The organism is Pedobacter hiemivivus (genome assembly GCF_005144565.1).
In the GTDB taxonomy this organism is placed as follows: Bacteria; Bacteroidota; Bacteroidia; order Sphingobacteriales; family Sphingobacteriaceae; genus Pedobacter; species Pedobacter hiemivivus.
In genome coordinates, this window is record NZ_SWDX01000004.1 from 131917 (window position 1) to 150914 (window position 18998).

Genomic DNA, 18998 nt, shown 5'->3' on the forward strand with positions numbered 1-18998 from the left:
AAATGGGGTATTACGCAAAAAGGGCATGCGTAAACATGACCTTTTTCGGGAAAGTATCTTAAATTATAGCGAATTCTCTTAATTTTACGTCATGAGCACTTCAAAAATAACTTACAACGGTGGTTTAAGAACCACTTCTATACATGAGCGTTCCGGTAATGAAATCATCACAGATGCTCCGGTAGATAACAAAGGAAAAGGTGAAGCTTTTTCACCAACTGATTTATTGGCTACATCTCTAGGTAATTGCATGCTGACTATTGTTGGAATTGCAGCGAATGAGCATGGTTTTAATATTGATGGGACTACTTGCGAAATTACTAAGATTATGGCTGAGCAACCAAGAAGAGTGGCTGAGATAGTAGTTGATTTCCAGTTTCCTGCAAATAACTATTCTGATAAAGACAAAACGATCATTGAGCGTTCTGCCAATACCTGTCCTGTGATGTATAGTTTACATCCTGATATTAAGAAAACAGTAACGTTTAAGTATTAATCATTTCGGCAACTTCTACTGCCGAAATGTCGCTATGCGAAGCATCCAGAATGCAATCCCCATCTTTGATTAACAAAATTTGTGGGGACTCGTGATGCACTTGAAAAGTTTCAGCTATCTGCGCCGAAAGGTCGCGATAGCTGATTAAATCTAAAAAATACAGGGAAGTGTTTTCGGGTATTGAATCCCAATCCATTTCAAAACGTCTCTTAGCCATTGAGCTAACCGAGCAACGAGTACTGTGTTTAAATATTAAACTGTAGCCTTCCTGGTTTTGTATTTGACTAATCTGTGTCAGATCAGTAATGTTTTTCCACTGCATCAAAATCTCTTTATTAATTTAACCCTTCTTATCCTCTTCTTCTTTTGCCTTCTGGGTAAGAGCTATACGCCGGACAAATTTTATTGGAACAAGCTTCCAACACCGTTATTGCAAAAAACACGCCAAGCAATAATATTGCAACTTTTTTCATTTGTATTTATTTTCTTTAATGAAATATCGATACTAATCTACAGTTTTTAACAAAAGAATCAAAGTTTGTTATAGGGTAGCCTTCAATTCTGCCATTTTTAATGCCGTAATTGCAGCTTCGTCTCCCTTGTTACCATGTTTACCACCAGCTCTGTCTATTGCTTGTTGTTGGTCGTTAGTAGTTAACACCCCAAATATTACAGGTTTAGCATGTTTAATTCCTACTTGTGTAATGCCATTGGCTACTGCATCACAGATAAAATCAAAGTGCTTGGTTTCTCCCTGGATTACACAACCCAAACAGATTACTGCGTCAAGATCTTTGTGTTTTTGTAAAAGTATTTCGGCAGCAGCAGTAAGCTCAAAACTACCAGGTACTGGTACAGAAATGATATTTTCCGGAGATACACCATGTTTAAGCAAGGTTTCTAATGCGCCATTGTATAGGCTACCTGTAACTTCCGCATTCCATTCAGCAACAGCAATTGCAAATTTGAAAGCGCTTCCATTAGGTATAGTAGTGTGCGAAAAATCGGATAGGTTTTTAAGTTGTGTTGCCATGCTGCAAACTTAAATAAAATCATCTAAACTAATAAATGGTTTTTAGGATCGGTTTTAATATATTTAGCATTGAATGCTTGTTTCTATTTAAATAATTAACGTGATCTCTTTTAATAGGAAGCAAATTTAAGTTTCAGATTAAAAGAATTAGAGTTATATGAGTAAGATTGTATCCTTTTCTGACAATGAAATGCTTATCCGTTTAAAATCGGGGGATGAGGAGGCTTTTGACTTTTTTTATAAGAAGCATCGGGGCAAAATTTATGGCAATATTTTAAAACTTGTAAAATCTACAGACATTGCTGCTGATATTTTGCAGGATGTATTTATAAAGGTGTGGAATCATGCTGCCGGTTTGGATGTTGAGCAGTCTTTTGAAGGGTATGTGGTTCGAATCGCACAGAATAGTGTGTATGATTTCTTCAGAAAAGCCTCACGCCAAAAGAAACTCGAAGAAAAACTGATCGCTTCCTCTTCTGTTGAGCGGCATCATGATATAGATGCAGGGGCTGAGCTAGAGGAAAGTATAAAATTACTTGACCAGGAGATTAATCTGCTGCCACCTAAATGTAGGGAAGTGTTCCAGCTTTGTAAAATAGAAGGGAAGAGCTATGAGGAGGTCGCTGTATTACTGAGCATTTCTACTGCAACTGTTAATAATCACATTGTAAGGGCCACCAGGATACTTAAAAGCCGCTTATCGCAAATTGATATTATTCTTATTCTAATGCTGATTACAATTTTTTAATTTTTTTTTGAATTAAGAGTAGTTGGTTTTTGCTTCATCGGCGTATTAGAATAAAAATAGACGCAGGTGCAAGAACTTTCACAATTATTTAAACGCTACTTAAACAATCAATGCACTCCTGAAGAGATCAGGATGCTGCTGGATTATTTTAATGTTAACGATAATGCTGATCTGAAATTATTAATTGAAGAGCAGTTATATGCGGAAGTCCCGGCAGATTTTGAAGAACAGCCTGAAGTGATTGCAGTTTTTCGTAAAACTGATCGCTATTTGCAACAGCAGCTTTTCAAAAAGAATTTTCTTCAGCGTGTTTTTTCTTCTGGGTATACCAAATACGCGGTGGCGGCAAGTCTTGCAGGTATTTTATTGATGGGGGGGCTTTTTTATAGCCACCTCAAAAAATCGGACTTTCTTGAGGGGAAGCAGCTAGCTAAGGACGTGGGGCCTGGGACTAACAAGGGGATCCTGACGCTTGCAGATGGTTCATCCATTGTTCTTGATGCCAATAGTGATACTACACTATTGAAAAAGGCCGGGGTAAGCATAAAAGTAACAAAGGAGGGCTTAGTTGTTTATCAAGTCGCAGATCAGCAATCGGAAAGTACGGAAGTATTATACAATCGAATTACTACTCCAAAGGGCGGCCAATATACTGTGATCTTATCTGATGGGACCAAGGTAATGCTCAATGCTTCTTCATCATTGAGGTATCCGCTGACTTTTCCATTAGGGGTGGGGAGGAAAGTAGAGCTTAATGGAGAAGGCTTTTTTGATGTGGAAAAGGTAATGGAGAATGGTTTCCGTAAATCTTTTTCGGTAGAAACACCAACTCAGATTGTTGAAGTATTGGGGACTCATTTTAACCTCAGTGCTTATGATGATGACCTTGTGGTAAAAACTACTTTGGTATCTGGAAAGGTAAATGTTTACTCGCTCGCGACTAAAGAGGGTAAGATCTTAAACCCTGGTGAGCAGTCGGTACTTACAGCTGGTGATCCTTTTATTCACGTAAAGAAAGTAAATGTGGAAGGCGCTACAGCATGGAAAGATGGCAATTTTATGTTTGAGGATTTATATCTAAAAGATATCCTGAAACAATTGTCGCGCTGGTATGATGTAGAAGTAGACCTTAAGAATTTGCCAGAAACCAGGTATAATATCTTTATTTCTAGAAATGAGACTTTATCAAATGTTTTAAGAATGCTTGAAAAAACGGGGAATATAAAATTCTCTTTAATAAATAATACGATAAAAATTAACCGCTAATCAATCCTCAGCTAAAACCTATGCCTATGTAGTATCAATACAAAAGCCTAAAAAAAAGACACCGATTGCGTAGCAGCGCAATCGGTGATGAATAAGGCACCCGTCAACAAAACAACTAGTTAAGAATCACCTTAAACCTAACAAATTTATGAATTTAAATGTTCAGCGCAAGCTATTTTTTGGCTTACGGCAGAATTATGTCCTTGCGCAAAACCTACTCTCAAAATTTTCACTAACCATGAAGATCACAGCTTTCCTATTAATGGTTGTATGTATGCAGATTTCGGCGAAAACCTTTTCTCAAAGGATTACGATTTCAGCAAAAAATACTTCATTAAAGTTTGTCCTTCTCGAAATCCGCAAGCAAAGCGGCCTAAAGTTGGTATACAATACCGACGTGTTACAACGTGCCCAGCCGGTAACAGTTTCATTGAAAGAAGCAACTTTAACTGAAACGATGGACAAGGTAATGGCCAATCAGCCATTTAATTATGAAATCGAAGGCAATACTATTTTAATTAATCCTAAGACTATAAAAGTACGTGCGGTAGCGGCGGTTCAACAAATCGTTGTTACCGGCAAAGTTACCGATGGAAAAGGTCCACTTCCTGGTGCCAGCATTACGGAGAAGAATACTAAAAATGTAACGAAAACCGACGTCAATGGGCAGTTTACATTGAAGGTAGATAAAGAGGGTGCTATTTTGGTAGTCAGCTATATTGGCTTTAACAGAAAAGAAGTTGCTGCAACTTCTTCCTTTATGAATATTGTACTGGAGGGTGGAGACCAAAGTTTGGGTGAGGTTGTGGTAACTGGATACCAGAAAGTAGACAAGAAAACTTTTACAGGCTCTGTAAGTCAGGTGGATAAAGAAATTATTAACCGCTCTGGGTATACCGATGTTTCAAGGATGCTTCAGGGTGCTGCTGCAGGAGTAAGTGTAGAGAATGTTTCCGGTACTTTCGGGGCAACTCCAAAAATCAGGATCCGCGGTAATGCTTCCATCAGTGCCAATCAGGAACCTTTGTATGTGATCAATGGTATTCCTATTGCGTCGCCAGCCAATGTAAATGTCAATCAGTTATACTCCGGGGATCCGGCATCGTTACTTGGATCGGCAATTGCAGGGTTAAATGCTGCAGATATTGAAGATATCTCTATCTTAAAAGATGGTTCGGCAACCGCTTTATATGGAACCAGAGCGGCAAATGGGGTTATTTCCATTACCACTAAAAAAGGAAAGAAGAATTCAGCCAGTATCAATCTGAGTACCGCTTATACCATGGGGGTAAAACCTGATATCGATCAGTTTAATGTGATGGATTCTAAACAGTCGATGAATCTTTCGCAAGATCTATACAACTATGGGTACCTGTCTGTTTTAAATTATCCATCTTCAACAGGTGCTTTTACAGAGCCCTACCGTTTATATGCGTCTAATCAGATCAGTCCGCAGGAATTCAACAACAGACTAAATCGCGCAAGGGGCTTAAATACCGATTGGTTTGACGTGTTGTTTAAAAACAACCTGTTACAGGAACATAGTTTGTCTTTCTCTGGCGGAGGAGATAAGTCTACTTATTATTTATCAGGAAGTTATGCTGGTGATAATGGATCGGCAATAGGTTACAACATGAATCGGTATACGTCTGATTTTCGTGTAGTTCTTAATCTAACCTCTAAACTAGATCTGGATCTGAACCTGAACGCATCATTTCGAGATCAACTTTCACCGGGTACATTTAACAGTACCACCAGTTCAAGTAGTTTTAATACAACGAGGCTTTTTGATCTGAATCCTACCAGTTATGCTTCTAACACAAGCAGGGCAATGTCTCCATACGATGCAAATGGAAATCTGCAATATTATCTGCGTGATTATGCACCATTTAATATTTTGGATGAGTTGAAAGAAAACTTCAACACATTAAGTGCACATGATGTTAGGATCTCTGTAAAGCCAACTTATAAAATATCTAAGGCCCTCACTTTTGAAACGCTGCTTTCTGCGAGAAAAACAGCAGCTAAGTACGATCACGTGATGACAGAATATTCGAATGTAGCAGCTGCATACCGTGTGGCCACAAACGATAAATTAAGAGAATTGAACACCTATCTATATAAAGATCCTTCAGATCCGAATTCTATTCCGGAAACCATTCTTCCACGTGGAGGTATATTGGATGCCCGTAGTAGTGACGGTAGATTTCTTTACATGAGAAATACACTGACCTTTAAAAAAGACTGGGAAGATAAACATAAGTTAAATGTATTTGCTGGTTTTGAGATGGCATCGGATAAAACCACAAGCGATTACACTCGTGGATATGGTTATTTATATTATGGGGGTAAAATCATATCGCCAAGTGTGCTGGCGATGAAAAGAGCGATTGAAAAAGACGAGCGATATTATACCGAAGGGTTTATTCAGGAAAACAGAACCGCTTTGTTTCTCTCTACTCAATACTCTTTTAATAATAAATACAATATAGAAGTAGCCGGAAGGGTTGATGGGAACAACATGTTTGGCAGAAGAACCAGATCAAGGTTCTTACCAAACTACAGTGTCGGGTTATCATGGAATGTTGACCAGGAAAACTTTTTCAAACAAATCAATGCTGAAGGAAAAGTTGACTTCCTGAAACTACGTGCAAGTTATGCATTGCGTGGTAATGCTTATCAGTCGTCGCCAAATATTAATGCCAACTATGTAAATGTGAACCGTCCTGACGCAGTTAACAGCGAGATCGGTATCAGGATCATTGCACCAGAGTTATTTAGCTTAAGCTGGGAAAAAGATTTCATTACCAACTTCGGTTTAGAATTGGGGTTATTCAACAAGTTAAACCTTACTGCAGAATACTACACCAGACGTAACAAAGATCTGATCAGATCGAGCTCTGTTGGATATGAGGATGGGTTTGCAAGCAAAACCATTAACTGGGCTACCATGAGCAATAAAGGGGTTGATATTACTTTAGATATCAAAGAAGTTGTGAAAACCAAAGATTTTAGATGGAATGTAGGTTTGATTTATGGTTATGTAAAAAACACCATGGTTGACGGAAATCTCTTCTCGCCATTGCTTACGGAAAAAACACGTCCGGATGGATATGGTATAGTTGGTAAACCTTTATATGGCTTGTATGCTTATCGTTTTGCCAGCCTGGATGCAAATGGTCAGCCCTTGTTCTATGATGGTAATACAGGTAAAACCACCAATAACATACAGTTTTCAAGTGTAAACGATTCTCTGATTACTTATATGGGGTCAAGAATTCCTACAAGTACTGGTTCAATAACCAATTCATTTAACTATAAGTCATTTGAATTGAGGGTGTTTTTAACCTATAGTATGGGTAATAAGGTGTTTAGGTCGCCAACTGTGAAACGTGTGTATGATGATAATCTGGCTGCATCCAAGGATATTGATTCGAGATGGCGTACTTCAGGAGATGAAAAATTAACCAATATACCTGGACTGGTATCTAATATACAGAATGAGTATTATACTTCTGCATTTATACAGAATGAGTTTGCTTATAACCGAAGCGATGCAATGGTGGTTAGTGCAAATGTACTCCGCCTGAGTGAGGTGATGTTATCTTACAATGTATCGCCTAAATTATTAACGGGTGTGCCATGGATAAAAGGGGCAAGGTTAATGGCTTCGGCAAATAACATCCATTACTGGGCCAGCAGTAAGTTGCGTGGTGTCGATCCACAGAGCTTGATTTCGGGTGTGAGTTTGCCAAATCCAAGGAGCTATACATTAAGATTAACTGCACAGTTTTAAAAGATAATAAGATGAAACTATTCAATTCCAAAAATATTATAGCCTCATTATTAACCGTGCTTGCATTGTGTTTTACAGGCTGTAAAAAGTTTACCGAAAAACCTTACGATAACAGGATAGACCTGCAATTTACAGAGCATTATCAGCAGATTCTGGTTGATGCGTATCCTGAAAGGCAGGAGATGTTTACCGATATTTTAACTGATGATTTTGAGTACCACGCCAATCTGGCTCAGGCTTCTATGACCAGTTATTTTCTGCCGATTTATTTATACAAAGACGAATATCCTGATAATACCTATACGAACCCGGATCTGGCTTACCGCGAATTTTTTGCGAAGATCTACCGCAGCAATATTGTGATCAATGGAGTGGATGGTTCTACACGGGGAAGTGCAGAATTTAAGGCGGCGGTTAAAGGCGAAGCGCTTGTTTTAAGAGCTTATTGCCAGTTCATGCTGGTTAACCTTTTTTCTAAGCATTATAATGAAGCTACTGCAGGTACAGACCTGGGTATTCCGATTGTAACGACTGTAAATGAAGAAAATGTAAAAAGTTACACCCGTGCTACGGTAAAGGAAACTTATGCACAAATTGAAAAGGATGCTGCCGAAGGTATTGCTTTGCTTCAACAGGGAGCTGTTTTTGCGCCTAAAAACCCTTATCATTTTAACATGGTCAGCGCTAATGCTTTTATGAGCCGGGTAATGTTGTACAAAGGTAACTGGGCAGAAGCAATCAGATACGCTGATGCAGTGATTCTAGAAAAAGGCCGCTTTGTTAGAGATCTTGCAACTGACCTTACTGTAATTACAGCAAACGGGATACAGATTTTTACAGTGAAATATATGGATCCTACTACCCATCCGAATATACTGATGAATTATTACTCTTCAAGAAACCTTGGCTTCCTTGCGCCTACAGGGTTTACAAGGTCGGGTTTTTATGTCGCAGATTTCTTAACCACATTGTTGCCGGTAACCGATTTAAGGAACAAGCTTACCTACCCAGTAGGAACGGTTATTGACAGAAGGGTAATGGTTGCTAAGTACGAAACTCAACCAAACAATCCGAACTCGGCTTTCAGGGCTTCTTATTTTTCTATGGAAGAGGTTTTGCTCAATCGTGCTGAAGCGGTGCTAAGAAGTACAGGTGGTACGGTTACTGAGGCGTTGAAAGATCTTGAAGTATTACGTAAAGCAAGGTATACCAATTATGTTGCGCTGAACCCTGCGTTATTTACCAACGAGGCACTTTTAACGACCGTATTACTGGAACGCAGAAAAGAGTTTATCGGAGAAGGATTGCGTTGGTTTGATGTGAAGCGTCTGGGTATAAAGGTTGAACATCTGATTGGCAGAGGGGAAGCGCCAACTGCCACTTTAATGCCTAATGATTTGAGAACCGCGTTGCAGATTCCTTTAAAAGAGCAACAAGGGAATCCGGCTATTCAGTTAAACCCAAGATAAGGTTTATTAATAATGTTAAATGATATGATCATGAAAAAGATATATGCATTTGTACTTGTAGTTGTATTGGCTTCAAGTGCATTTATTACAGGTTGCAAAAAAGACACGACAATTGCCATCGATGACCCCATTGATTACCTTTCGATTAAAAAAGGCAAATGGAACGGTTTGGATAGCTTGACGGACAGTCTGTTTAAAAATTATGGTGTAAGGGTATTTTACGAATTTAATCCAAGGATTATAGATCCGACTACTTTTTATGTACCCGCGCAATATGAAAAAGCTAGATTTTATACAAAAAATGTTGTAGAAAGACTTTGGCTGGAGCCTTTGAAAAAGAACTTTCCGAAGTTTTTAAATGACCAAAAACCTGTTGAATTTCTTATTCTCGGTACTTACGTGCATTTTAATTCTATCAGTTCAGGATTAGCGGCGGGTGCGGGATTGAACGGCCAGTTTTATAGACTTGGTATGGGGGGAGCGGATGTGTTGCCAGCCACTAAAGCTTCAGTAAGAGATCACATGAATACATTGTACCATGAACATGCACACCAATTGGATCAGAAATTCGGTAGGGGTTATGCTTACGACAGAGTATCCCAGGGGACTTATTATCAGCTGAATTATTTACGGAAGCCAGATGGTACAGCCAGGAGTAATACAGATGCGCAAAATGACGGGTTCTTTACCCCATATGGCGGTTTTGCTCCTGAGGAAGATTTTGCCACGACTGTAGAGTCTCTTATTCGCTATTCTAAGGCGCAAATACAGACCATTATAGCTAGAAATCCAAAATTGGTTACAAAATACCAGATGGTTTATAAATTTTACCTTGATAAGGGGATTGACCTGCATCAAATGCATGATATCTTGGATCAGGTTGCGAGTACATTACCATTGTAAAACTTATTTTAAATATTATCAAGATGAAAATAATATATCATATCACTTTTCTGGCTGTTTTTGTCCTTACGATGAGCGCCTGTAAGAAGGAGGCGTTGCTGGATGGCAGCAAGTCTATCGAGCGTTCTAACGCGTTAGAGAAAGAATTGAAAACTCAATTACAAAATTCAAAAGATGGTTGGATCATATATCTTAAAACTCTAGATGTTAATGTAAAAACATCAGCACCATTTGTTTTAAAATTTGATACTGTAGCGAGTAAAGTAACTACCAAATCGATTTATGGGAATGAGGATAGGGTCAGCTATTTTAATATTTCTGCGGCTACTGGAGCGCCATTACTGACTTTTTCAACCGGATCTATTTTATCTGATATTTATGAGTTCGGTACCATGGATATTACAGATTATTTCTTTAAGGTTTTATCTGTAAGCAAAGATGTAATCGAAATTCAGACTTATCGTAAAGGTACCGGAAGTGCAAGTGAAGGCGGGGTTGTCTATAAAATGATCAGAAATGAGAATGTTGCCTGGGTTAAAGATTGGCAACAAGAAACAGCGAAGCTAATTACGCAAAGGCAGTTTTTTGATGTTGATTTGAAACTCGAGCTAACTTATGCTTCAGGTGAGGTTTTTGCCCCGGGTACAATCGCTTTTTTTAATCAACCAGCAGGAAATATAGCTTTTTTTAAGGCTAGTTATCCTACTGTTATTAATAATAAACAATTAGATCCGATAGAATTCGATTATTCAGTCTATTTTCCAGTGGCGTTTTTAGGGTATAATTCAATATTCTGGGAAGTAACGACCAGATTTACTCCTGCAGAATATTTCAGTTCAGGTCCAGCGGCCTATCAAAGATTGTTTAAAACCAATTATTTTTTGATCAGAAAAATAAACGGCAGGTCAATAGATATTTTTGCCCTTGATAAAGAGGGGAAGGAAGTGATAACCGGAAAGATTAGCATTATTTAAGGTTTAAAATATTTTATAATTGTACAAAGCATCCATGAAAATGGATGCTTTTTTTGCGTTTGGGCTTTTAGTGTGGTTTTGCCTTATCTAACAAAAGGCATTATGAAAGAGAATAGATACGGGAATAACCACTTTTTTAACTTGCTTTTCACTACCTGGAAGACGTCGGTAAGATTTGCGACAAGGTGCATTATAACCTGTCTAACGCAAAAACTTTTGTCTTTTTAGTAAGATCCCCATCTTCACGGCCCAGTGCTTACAGGGCTGGTATTATGACCAAAAGGGAATCGGGTACACTGGCCAGTTGATCAGTGTGCCAATCAAGGGATCAGGAAAGCAAATTTCCTTAGCGTAGAAGTAAAAAAATAGCCCTGTAGACATGAAGTCTACAGGGCTATTTAATATTTTAAAAGCAATCTTTATTTAACTTGTACAGCTGCACGTGCAATGTACTCATCAATCATAGCTGCTTCCTGGCTCTCAGGATACTGAGTTTTTATTTTAGTATATGCTTCTTCAGCATTTTTAAATTCTTTAAGGTTTTCATACACTAAGCCTAGTTTTTTAAGGAACATTGGAGAAGTGAATTTGTTGCTTGCCTTATCAGCTGCTTTTTTGTAATAAGTAGCTGCTTGTTTGAAGTCTTTCAACTCGCTATAAGCATCACCTAACAAACCTAAAGCCAATGGATCTGCAACTGGACTTCCTGTTTCAGAATATTTACCCAATACTTCAGTAGCTTTTTTGTACTCACCTTTACGTAAGTAAATACCACCAAGGTATAAGTTAGCAAGGTTTGCTGATTTTGTATTGTCATACTCCTCTGCAATTTTTTCAAGACCAGGATAACCACCTTCGCCGTTTATAGCTTTGTTGGCCAATGAATCTGCAGCACCAATATATTGCTCTGCCTTGTACATTTTAGCTGATGCTTCTTCAGCCCTGTTTTTAAGATACACATTCTGGTACCAGAAGTATATGCCTATTAATACTACAATTGCACCTGCAATGAATAAAAGGCTTTTCGAATTTTCTTCTAAAAAAGAGCCCTTTCTTACCGGCTGATTTATTTCTTTTTCTGTTGTAGACATTTTATTTAAAAAAATTAAGGATTGCAAAAATACATTTTTACATCAAAGTATCAACCCTTTTCTGAGTATTTAAACAAAATTAATGAACTGAGCGTTAATTAGTACCGTGATAAAGCTTAATATTTATATTAGGATAGCGTATCCTGGAGGAAAAACAAATCATAGAATTGACAAAGCTAAACGGTAACTTTGGCTATTGATACTATGTGGTTAAAAAACATTACTCTTCTTAATTTTAAAAACTATACGGACGCAAATGTTAGTTTTTCTAAAACTGTAAATGCATTTGTAGGTGATAATGGGGCCGGTAAGACAAATTTACTAGATGCCATCCATTACCTGTGTCTATGTAAAGGGTATTTTAATCCTATCGATACCCAGCAGATTAAAACTGGTCATGACCTTTTTATGATTCAAGGTGATTTTGACCGTGAAGAGAAGAATGAGAAGATTACTTGCGGGGTAAAACGGAATCAGAAAAAACAATTTAAGCGGAATAAAAAAGAATACGATAAGCTGGCCAATCACATTGGTTTGTTCCCTTTGGTGATGATCTCGCCTTACGATACCAATATTATTATGGAGGGAAGTGAGGAACGCAGGCGGTTTATGGACAATGTGATCTCGCAAACGGATACACATTACCTGGACGAATTGATTTTGTATAACCGTCACCTGTTAAACCGGAACGCCTTGTTAAAGCAAATTGCCATCACAAGAAGCTATGATCCGACATTGCTGGAGATTTATAATGAGCAGCTGGTTGCTTCTGGTGCAAAGATTTATGCCAAACGTCAGCAGTTTATGATCGAATTTATTCCTTTGTTTGATAAGTATTACCAATTCTTAACCAATGATAAGGAGCAGGTAAGTTTACAATATCAGAGTCAGCTAAATGATACTCCTTTTGAACAATTGTTGCAACAGTCTATAGAAAAGGATAAAATTCTGGAAAGGACAACCACTGGTATCCATAAAGACGATCTGATTTTTACCCTATCCGATATGCCTTTGAAAAAGTTTGGCTCACAAGGGCAGCAGAAATCCTTTTTAATTGCCTTGAAGCTGGCACAATATGCTTACCTTCAGAAATATAAAGGATTTAAGCCTTTGCTGTTGCTGGATGATATTTTTGATAAGCTGGACGATAGCAGGATGCATAAACTGATGGAGATGGTATCTCATCATGATTTTGGACAAATCTTTATTACAGATACAGGAAAGGAAAGAGTGACAGCAGTATTTAATAAAATTGATGTGCCGGTAACTTTATTTGAAGTAACTAATGGAGCAATAAATCATGCGTAAACCAAACGATATTACACTGAAAGAAGGCATTGGCAAGTTGTTGAATGTTTATAAGTTGAAAGGTAAGTTTGATGAAACTTCGGTGGTGTCTTTGTGGCCCGAATTGATGGGGACTGCTATTGCCAATCGGACTACAAAGATTTATGTTTCACAAGGGAAACTATTCATCAGAATTGAGTCGTCAGTTATAAAGAATGAGTTGCTAATGGTAAAATCCGGCATCATTCAAAAAATAAATGAACGTGCCGGATCTGAAGTGATTACTGATATGGTGTTTCTTTAGACATCGATTTATCCGCCAAAGATTCTGCCGATTAACCAGATAATGAGTGCAAGTACCAATATGACTACAATTGCACCAGTCCAAATACCTGCCTTAAAAATGCCCTTTACTAACTCGCAACTCATAAGTGTAGTAGTAAGGAAGGCGATAATTGCTAAGGGAAAATATCTTCTCGTTGTCATAGGCTTGATTATTTGATGTAATAAACTAACAAACGAGAATGCCAAAGGTTTGATGTGCCTATTTTCCGTTTACTTTAAGCAACTCAATTTCAAAGATAAGCGTGCTATATGGTGGGATGTCCTGTCCAGCACCACGTTCTCCATAAGCAAGGTTGTAAGGGATAAAGAATTTGTATTTTGAACCTGTTTGCATCAGTTGAAGACCTTCTGTCCAACCTGTAATTACACCGTTTAATGGTAATGAAAGTGGTTCTTTTCTGTCGTATGAGCTATCAAACTGTTTTCCATTAAGCAAAGTCCCTCTGTAGTTAACCAATACTGTATCTGTAGCCTTAGGTTTGATGCCGGTACCTCTGGTGATTACCTGGTACTGCATACCGCTTGGCGTTACCTGTACACCTGCTTCTTTTTTATTTTTTTCTAAAAATGCTTTACCTTCTGCAATAATAGGGGCGTTTTTTTGTTTGCTTACATTTTTGAATAAGTTGTTGATGGCAACCTGAGATTGTTCTTTAGGGATCAAGGGAGTGGCATTACCAAAAGCATCTTTCAACCCTTTAATTAACAAATCGTAGTTAAGGCTGTTCAGACCATCATTTTTCATGCTGCTGGCCATGGTATTACCAAAAGCATAACTGGCCGAGTCTAATGTTGATTTAAATACAACTGCTGACGGAGCTTTTTTTACTGTGGTCGTTGTTTTCTTTACTGTAGTAGTTTTTGCTTTCGTTTGAGCGTTTAGCGCTAATGCGCAAAACGGAAGCATAAGGGTGATAAGTGTTTTCTTCATTAGTTCTATTTGTTGTGGAGGAAAGGTACAAACTTTATAAAAAAATAAGCACCTTTTTTTGAGGTGCTTATTTTAATTTCTATACGACAGAGGGTTCTTAGAAACGCTCAGCAGCAGTAAAGAAGAAATCACCTTCAATTGCAGCGTTCTCGTCAGAATCTGAACCATGAACAGCATTTGCATCAATTGATTTAGCATATTTCTGACGGATAGTACCTTCAGCAGCCTCAGCTGGGTTAGTAGCACCGATTAATTTTCTGAAATCTTCGATAGCATTGTCTTTCTCAAGAATCGCAGCAACGATTGGTCCTGATGACATGAAGCTTACCAAGTCAGCATAAAAAGGACGTTCTTTGTGAACTGCGTAAAACTCACCAGCAGTTTCTGGAGTTAGTTTAGTGTATTTTAATGCAATGATTTTAAAACCTGCAGCAGTGATGTCGTTAATGATCGCACCAATATGGCCATTTGCAACAGCATCAGGCTTAATCATGGTAAAAGTTCTGTTTGTACTCATTTTATATATATGATTTTTTGCAAAATTACGTTTTATACTGTTAATATTAAAGTTCGAAACTTAGATAAAATAGTTTGCCCCTAAAAGGCGTAAATATTATAGGCTTCAATTATCATTAAATTATTAGCTTTGCAACGAAAATTATGCTATCTATTTCAGAAATAAAATCTTTGCTGGCTACGCCACAGAAAATTGTAATTACTACACATCATAAGCCTGATGGTGATGCAATGGGTTCGTCTTTGGGCTTATATGCTTATCTGATTCAGAAGGGGCATCATGTTCATGTAATCACGCCTAGTGACTATCCTTACTTTTTGCATTGGATGCCTAATAACGCCGAAGTTATTATTTATCCTGATGAGCAGGAGCGTTCGGCGAAATTGGTAGCGGAGGCTTCGATGATTTTCTGCCTTGATTTTAATGCGCTTGGCAGGATCAACGAATTAGGCGAATTGGTGAGGGCATCGGATGCTTATAAGCTGATGATTGATCATCACCTGGATCCTGAAGATTTTGATGATTATCGTCATTGGAATATAGGGGCTTGTGCTGCGGCGCAATTGGTTTATGATTTTATTGTAAATGAGTTGCAGGATGGAGCGCTGATGAATAAAGACATTGCTAGCTGTTTATATACAGGAATCATGACCGATTCGGGTTCTTTCCGTTTCGAATCTGCAAATGCTGCGGTTTATCGTATTGCTGCGGATTTGATTGATTTGGGTGCCGAACACTGGAGAATTCACCAATTGGTATACGATAACGCTACCGAAAACCGTTTACGTTTTCTAGGCTATTGTTTAAGTGAGAAGCTTGAAGTGATTAAAGAGTTCAATGCGGCGATCATATCTGTTACCAAAGAAGAGCTTAAAAAATATAATATTGTAACCGGAGATACCGAAGGGATAGTGAATTATGCATTGTCAATTAATGGTGTTAAATTGGCCGCGTTTATTATTGAAAGAACTGATAAAGTTAAATTATCTTTGCGCTCCACAGGAGATTTTCCTGCGAACGAGATTTGTAAGAAATACTTTAACGGTGGTGGGCATAGAAATGCTGCTGGCGGGTATTCTGATAAAAATTTAGTAGATACAGTGACAGACTTTAAAGCGCTTTTGCCAGAATATAAAAACCAACTGTTTCAATAATGATGGAGTTATTGAACAGAATTTAGAAAATAAACATATAAAAAAAATATAATTTAAAAAACCACATGAAGAAAGGTCTAGTAATTCTTTTCGCAGCGACACTTGGGCTAGCTGCTTGTAACAACTACAAAAAAGGTCCGGGAGGCCTGTCGTACATCATTCATAAAGATGCTGGAGGCGCAAAAATTAAAGAAGGTGATATCGTTAAATTAAACTTTATCCAAAAAAGTGAGAAAGATTCTGTGATGTTCAATACATGGGATATGGATCAACCTCAGGTTTTTCCTGTTGCTAAAAAAGTATATGCAGGTGATATGAACGATGTATTAACATTGTTCGGAGAAGGTGATAGCGCTACGTTTAAATTGGATTTAGATACTATGGCTGCTCGTTCTGGTCAACCAAAACCTCCAGGAACAAAAGATAAATACATCGTGTTTACTATAAAAGTAGAAAAAGTGTTGGCTAAAAAAGCTGGCGAAGCTGATTCTACCTTCCAAAAACAAGCAAGAGATTTCTTTGAACAAGATTACAAAGCTAGCATCGAGAAAAAGAAAGGCGCTGAAGCTGGTAAAATCAAAAAATATATTGCTGATAATAACCTAAAAACTACAACTACTGCTTCTGGTTTACAATATATCATCAGCAAACCTGGTGATGCTGTAAAACCTGCTTTAGGTGATACAATGATGGTTAACTATACTGGTAAATTAACAACTAAAAAATCTGACGGTAAAGATAATGTCTTCGATACTAGTGATGAGAAAGTTGCTAAAGCAGCAGGTAAACACAATGCAATGGCTCAATATGGTCCTCGTCCTATTACTTTAGGAAGAGCAATTCCAGGATTTGATGAAGGTTTGCAATTGATCGGTAAAGGTGGAAAAATCACTTTAATCATCCCTTCAAGCCTTGCTTATGGCGAAGGTGGTATGCCTCAGGGTGGTATCAGTCCTTTTTCTCCACTTGTATTTGAAGTTGAATTAAGTGACATTAAAAAACCTTCTGCAGCACCAGTTGCTGAACCAGGTGCAACTGTTACTCCTGTAACTCCTGCTCCAACAAAATAAAAAATATAGTATTGCCCGTTGATTTGGGTAATGATGAAATAGGAACCCGGTCTGCATATGCAGACCGGGTTTTTTATTTGTTAAGCTCCGATGGTTTTTATTAACTTCGCCAATGCTTTTAACCGATACCCATACGCATCTGTATTACGAAACAGATGAGGAGAAATTAGATCAGCTGATGCAGCGTTGCTTTGACAATCAAATCGAACGCTTGTTTTTGCCTAACGTTGATGTTGCATCTATTGCAAAAATTGATGCCCTGGTAAAGAAATACCCTAACAACTGTTTTGCAATGGCCGGATTACATCCTTGTGATGTGAAGGAGAATTATGAAGAGGTGTTGGATGAAATTTGCGAGCGCATGGTAGACAGAGATATTTATGCCATCGGAGAGATTGGTATAGATTTGCACTGGGATAAAAGTACACTCCCTTTTCAACAGGCGGCTTTTCGTGAGCAGATTAAGTGGGCCAAAGATATGGAGCTCCCAATAGTGATTCATTGCAGAGAAGCTTTTGATGAGATCTTCGGAATTCTGGAAGAAGAAAAGGGCAAAGACCTAAGGGGAATTTTACATTGCTTTACCGGAAACCTGGAGCAAGCCAATAAGGCTATTGAACTTGGTTTTTATTTGGGAATAGGTGGTGTAGTTACCTATAAAAACTCTGGTTTAGATGAGGTATTGAAACAAGTGCCTTTAGCAAAGCTGGTTTTGGAAACAGATTCGCCGTATCTGGCACCAGTGCCTTACAGAGGTAAGCCCAATGAAAGCAGCTATCTGGTGCACGTTGCCGAAAAACTAGCAGAAATATATGAAACCAGCGTAGAAGAAATAGCCGCTGTAACTACAGCAAATTCCATCAGCATCTTTAAAATCTAATAATGACCAAAATACTCATCATATATACGGGCGGAACTATTGGTATGGTAAATGATACCGAAACCGGCACGCTAATTCCATTTAATTTTAAGCAGATCCAACAAAATGTACCTGAACTGGCAAGATTGAACTACGAGCTTGAAGTTCATTCTTTTGATCCAATTATGGACTCATCGAATATGCATCCTGACATTTGGGCGGAGTTGGCTAAGCTGATTTTTACCAGATATGATGAGTTTGATGGTTTTGTAATTCTGCATGGTTCGGACACGATGGCTTATACCGCTTCGGCGTTGAGCTTTATGTTGCAGAACCTGAGTAAGCCTGTTATACTTACCGGTTCGCAACTTCCAATTGGTCAGATCAGGACCGATGCCAAAGAGAATCTGATTACTGCACTTGAAATTGCGGCAATGAAAGAGCATGGTAGAGCTAAAGTTCCGGAGGTTTGTATCTATTTCGACTCACAGCTGTTCCGCGGCAATCGCTCTATTAAATACAATTCAGAAAAGTTTGAGGCTTTCCGCTCTCCAAACTACCCTATACTTGCTGAAGCTGGGGTTCATTTAAATTTCTTTAACAATTATATCTTACCTCCGCCTGAGAAGGAATTGCAGGTATTGTTGGATTTTAATTCGAACATTGGGGTATTGAAAATGTATCCTGGTATATCGCAACAGGCGGTAATGGCGATTACGCATTCTCCCGTAGATGCGATCGTTTTAGAGACCTTTGGCTCTGGAAATACAACTACTGCTGAGTGGTTTATCAATTGTTTGAAAGAGGCCATAGCAAACGGTAAAATCATAGTCGACATTTCTCAATGTCAACGCGGTTCGGTAGAGCTTGGTAAATATGAAACCAGTAAGCAACTACAAGAAATGGGTGTGGTAAGTGGTTATGATATGACTTTCGAGGCTACGATCACTAAACTCATGTATCTGATGGCACAAGGACACAGTTATGTAGAAGTAGTGAAATTGATGGAGCAATCGCTTCGCGGAGAATTAACGGCTTAAAGTAAAACTTTTGCGTAAG

20 protein-coding genes are annotated in these 18998 nt (G+C 38.2%); 13 read left to right on the plus strand and 7 right to left on the minus strand.

Going from position 1 to position 18998, the window contains the following annotated elements; all coding sequences use genetic code 11:
• Nucleotides 1-91 precede the first annotated feature (91 nt).
• Nucleotides 92-496, plus strand: coding sequence for an OsmC family protein (locus FBD94_RS10905; protein ID WP_131610050.1), 405 nt, complete (start codon nucleotides 92-94; stop codon nucleotides 494-496).
• On the opposite strand, the gene ytxJ is transcribed toward FBD94_RS10905, so the two are convergent.
• The 3 genes from ytxJ to ribH form a co-directional block, all read right to left on the minus strand.
• Nucleotides 486-818: a bacillithiol system redox-active protein YtxJ gene (gene ytxJ, locus FBD94_RS10910; protein WP_136880236.1), complete on the minus strand. Its 333-nt coding sequence runs from the start codon at nucleotides 816-818 to the stop codon at nucleotides 486-488. The two genes, FBD94_RS10905 and ytxJ, sit on opposite strands and share 11 nt — an antisense overlap.
• 28 nt (nucleotides 819-846) lie before the next feature.
• The gene (locus FBD94_RS26445) at nucleotides 847-969 is read right to left on the minus strand and encodes a hypothetical protein (protein ID WP_262710989.1); all 123 of its coding nucleotides are present in this window, start codon (nucleotides 967-969) and stop codon (nucleotides 847-849) included.
• 68 nt (nucleotides 970-1037) lie between these two features.
• Complete coding sequence (gene ribH, locus FBD94_RS10915) at nucleotides 1038-1529, minus strand: 6,7-dimethyl-8-ribityllumazine synthase (RefSeq protein WP_131610048.1); 492 nt, start codon at nucleotides 1527-1529, stop codon at nucleotides 1038-1040.
• 157 nt (nucleotides 1530-1686) lie between these two features.
• On the opposite strand from ribH, the gene FBD94_RS10920 reads away from it, so the two are divergent.
• From FBD94_RS10920 to FBD94_RS10945, 6 genes are all read left to right on the plus strand, one after another.
• On the plus strand, nucleotides 1687-2277 hold the full coding sequence (locus tag FBD94_RS10920) for an RNA polymerase sigma factor (protein ID WP_136880237.1): 591 nt from the start codon (nucleotides 1687-1689) through the stop codon (nucleotides 2275-2277).
• Between the two features lie 66 nt (nucleotides 2278-2343).
• Nucleotides 2344-3543, plus strand: coding sequence for a FecR family protein (locus tag FBD94_RS10925; protein WP_136880238.1), 1200 nt, complete (start codon nucleotides 2344-2346; stop codon nucleotides 3541-3543).
• 148 nt (nucleotides 3544-3691) lie between these two features.
• Nucleotides 3692-7339, plus strand: a complete 3648-nt coding sequence (locus tag FBD94_RS10930; protein ID WP_136880239.1) for a SusC/RagA family TonB-linked outer membrane protein — start codon at nucleotides 3692-3694, stop codon at nucleotides 7337-7339.
• An 11-nt stretch (nucleotides 7340-7350) separates the two neighbouring features.
• Nucleotides 7351-8808 carry a RagB/SusD family nutrient uptake outer membrane protein gene (locus FBD94_RS10935; RefSeq protein ID WP_136880240.1) on the plus strand — a complete coding sequence of 486 codons (1458 nt, stop codon included), beginning with the start codon at nucleotides 7351-7353 and terminating at the stop codon, nucleotides 8806-8808.
• 30 nt (nucleotides 8809-8838) lie between these two features.
• Nucleotides 8839-9711: a substrate import-associated zinc metallohydrolase lipoprotein gene (locus tag FBD94_RS10940; RefSeq protein WP_136880241.1), complete on the plus strand. Its 873-nt coding sequence runs from the start codon at nucleotides 8839-8841 to the stop codon at nucleotides 9709-9711.
• A gap of 23 nt (nucleotides 9712-9734) precedes the next feature.
• Entirely contained in the window at nucleotides 9735-10685 is a 951-nt protein-coding gene (locus FBD94_RS10945) for a DUF4302 domain-containing protein (protein ID WP_136880242.1), read from the plus strand.
• A gap of 419 nt (nucleotides 10686-11104) precedes the next feature.
• Here FBD94_RS10945 and FBD94_RS10950 read toward each other — a convergent pair whose 3' ends face one another.
• Complete coding sequence (locus FBD94_RS10950; RefSeq protein ID WP_131610041.1) at nucleotides 11105-11776, minus strand: tetratricopeptide repeat protein; 672 nt, start codon at nucleotides 11774-11776, stop codon at nucleotides 11105-11107.
• Nucleotides 11777-11980: 204 nt separating this feature from the next.
• On the opposite strand from FBD94_RS10950, the gene recF reads away from it, so the two are divergent.
• The gene (recF, locus tag FBD94_RS10955; protein WP_136880510.1) at nucleotides 11981-13084 is read left to right on the plus strand and encodes a DNA replication/repair protein RecF; all 1104 of its coding nucleotides are present in this window, start codon (nucleotides 11981-11983) and stop codon (nucleotides 13082-13084) included.
• On the plus strand, nucleotides 13077-13367 hold the full coding sequence (locus FBD94_RS10960; protein ID WP_090777565.1) for a DUF721 domain-containing protein: 291 nt from the start codon (nucleotides 13077-13079) through the stop codon (nucleotides 13365-13367). Before recF ends, FBD94_RS10960 begins: the two co-directional genes overlap by 8 nt.
• Nucleotides 13368-13375: 8 nt before the next feature.
• On the opposite strand, the gene FBD94_RS25940 is transcribed toward FBD94_RS10960, so the two are convergent.
• From FBD94_RS25940 to FBD94_RS10970, 3 genes are all read right to left on the minus strand, one after another.
• Complete coding sequence (locus FBD94_RS25940; RefSeq protein ID WP_165503626.1) at nucleotides 13376-13549, minus strand: hypothetical protein; 174 nt, start codon at nucleotides 13547-13549, stop codon at nucleotides 13376-13378.
• 58 nt (nucleotides 13550-13607) lie between these two features.
• Nucleotides 13608-14339 carry an FKBP-type peptidyl-prolyl cis-trans isomerase gene (locus tag FBD94_RS10965; RefSeq protein WP_131610040.1) on the minus strand — a complete coding sequence of 244 codons (732 nt, stop codon included), beginning with the start codon at nucleotides 14337-14339 and terminating at the stop codon, nucleotides 13608-13610.
• A 97-nt stretch (nucleotides 14340-14436) separates the two neighbouring features.
• Nucleotides 14437-14856: a nucleoside-diphosphate kinase gene (locus FBD94_RS10970; protein ID WP_090777560.1), complete on the minus strand. Its 420-nt coding sequence runs from the start codon at nucleotides 14854-14856 to the stop codon at nucleotides 14437-14439.
• A 143-nt stretch (nucleotides 14857-14999) separates the two neighbouring features.
• Here FBD94_RS10970 and FBD94_RS10975 point away from each other — a divergent pair, with 143 nt between their 5' ends.
• From FBD94_RS10975 to FBD94_RS10990, 4 genes are all read left to right on the plus strand, one after another.
• Nucleotides 15000-16010 carry a DHH family phosphoesterase gene (locus FBD94_RS10975; protein ID WP_131610039.1) on the plus strand — a complete coding sequence of 337 codons (1011 nt, stop codon included), beginning with the start codon at nucleotides 15000-15002 and terminating at the stop codon, nucleotides 16008-16010.
• A gap of 65 nt (nucleotides 16011-16075) precedes the next feature.
• Nucleotides 16076-17080, plus strand: a complete 1005-nt coding sequence (locus tag FBD94_RS10980; RefSeq protein WP_136880243.1) for an FKBP-type peptidyl-prolyl cis-trans isomerase — start codon at nucleotides 16076-16078, stop codon at nucleotides 17078-17080.
• A 112-nt stretch (nucleotides 17081-17192) separates the two neighbouring features.
• Nucleotides 17193-17960 carry a TatD family hydrolase gene (locus FBD94_RS10985; protein ID WP_136880244.1) on the plus strand — a complete coding sequence of 256 codons (768 nt, stop codon included), beginning with the start codon at nucleotides 17193-17195 and terminating at the stop codon, nucleotides 17958-17960.
• A gap of 2 nt (nucleotides 17961-17962) precedes the next feature.
• Nucleotides 17963-18979, plus strand: coding sequence for an asparaginase (locus FBD94_RS10990; RefSeq protein ID WP_136880245.1), 1017 nt, complete (start codon nucleotides 17963-17965; stop codon nucleotides 18977-18979).
• The last annotated feature ends 19 nt before the right edge of the window (nucleotides 18980-18998 follow it).

Excerpts from the sequence above, each read along its gene's own strand:
- recF (WP_136880510.1), top strand. The coding sequence starts at position 11,981 with ATGTGGTTAAAAAACATTACTCTTCTTAATTTTAAAAACTATACGGAC.
- FBD94_RS10940 (WP_136880241.1), top strand. The coding sequence starts at position 8,839 with ATGAAAAAGATATATGCATTTGTACTTGTAGTTGTATTGGCTTCAAGT.
- FBD94_RS10905 (WP_131610050.1), top strand. The coding sequence starts at position 92 with ATGAGCACTTCAAAAATAACTTACAACGGTGGTTTAAGAACCACTTCT.
- ytxJ (WP_136880236.1), bottom strand. The coding sequence starts at position 818 with ATGCAGTGGAAAAACATTACTGATCTGACACAGATTAGTCAAATACAA.
- ribH (WP_131610048.1), bottom strand. The coding sequence starts at position 1,529 with ATGGCAACACAACTTAAAAACCTATCCGATTTTTCGCACACTACTATA.
- FBD94_RS10945 (WP_136880242.1), top strand. The coding sequence starts at position 9,735 with ATGAAAATAATATATCATATCACTTTTCTGGCTGTTTTTGTCCTTACG.
- FBD94_RS10920 (WP_136880237.1), top strand. The coding sequence starts at position 1,687 with ATGAGTAAGATTGTATCCTTTTCTGACAATGAAATGCTTATCCGTTTA.
- FBD94_RS10960 (WP_090777565.1), top strand. The coding sequence starts at position 13,077 with ATGCGTAAACCAAACGATATTACACTGAAAGAAGGCATTGGCAAGTTG.
- FBD94_RS26445 (WP_262710989.1), bottom strand. The coding sequence starts at position 969 with ATGAAAAAAGTTGCAATATTATTGCTTGGCGTGTTTTTTGCAATAACG.
- FBD94_RS10975 (WP_131610039.1), top strand. The coding sequence starts at position 15,000 with ATGCTATCTATTTCAGAAATAAAATCTTTGCTGGCTACGCCACAGAAA.
- FBD94_RS10935 (WP_136880240.1), top strand. The coding sequence starts at position 7,351 with ATGAAACTATTCAATTCCAAAAATATTATAGCCTCATTATTAACCGTG.
- FBD94_RS10980 (WP_136880243.1), top strand. The coding sequence starts at position 16,076 with ATGAAGAAAGGTCTAGTAATTCTTTTCGCAGCGACACTTGGGCTAGCT.
- FBD94_RS10970 (WP_090777560.1), bottom strand. The coding sequence starts at position 14,856 with ATGAGTACAAACAGAACTTTTACCATGATTAAGCCTGATGCTGTTGCA.
- FBD94_RS10930 (WP_136880239.1), top strand. The coding sequence starts at position 3,692 with ATGAATTTAAATGTTCAGCGCAAGCTATTTTTTGGCTTACGGCAGAAT.
- FBD94_RS10985 (WP_136880244.1), top strand. The coding sequence starts at position 17,193 with ATGCTTTTAACCGATACCCATACGCATCTGTATTACGAAACAGATGAG.
- FBD94_RS10990 (WP_136880245.1), top strand. The coding sequence starts at position 17,963 with ATGACCAAAATACTCATCATATATACGGGCGGAACTATTGGTATGGTA.
- FBD94_RS10965 (WP_131610040.1), bottom strand. The coding sequence starts at position 14,339 with ATGAAGAAAACACTTATCACCCTTATGCTTCCGTTTTGCGCATTAGCG.
- FBD94_RS25940 (WP_165503626.1), bottom strand. The coding sequence starts at position 13,549 with ATGACAACGAGAAGATATTTTCCCTTAGCAATTATCGCCTTCCTTACT.
- FBD94_RS10950 (WP_131610041.1), bottom strand. The coding sequence starts at position 11,776 with ATGTCTACAACAGAAAAAGAAATAAATCAGCCGGTAAGAAAGGGCTCT.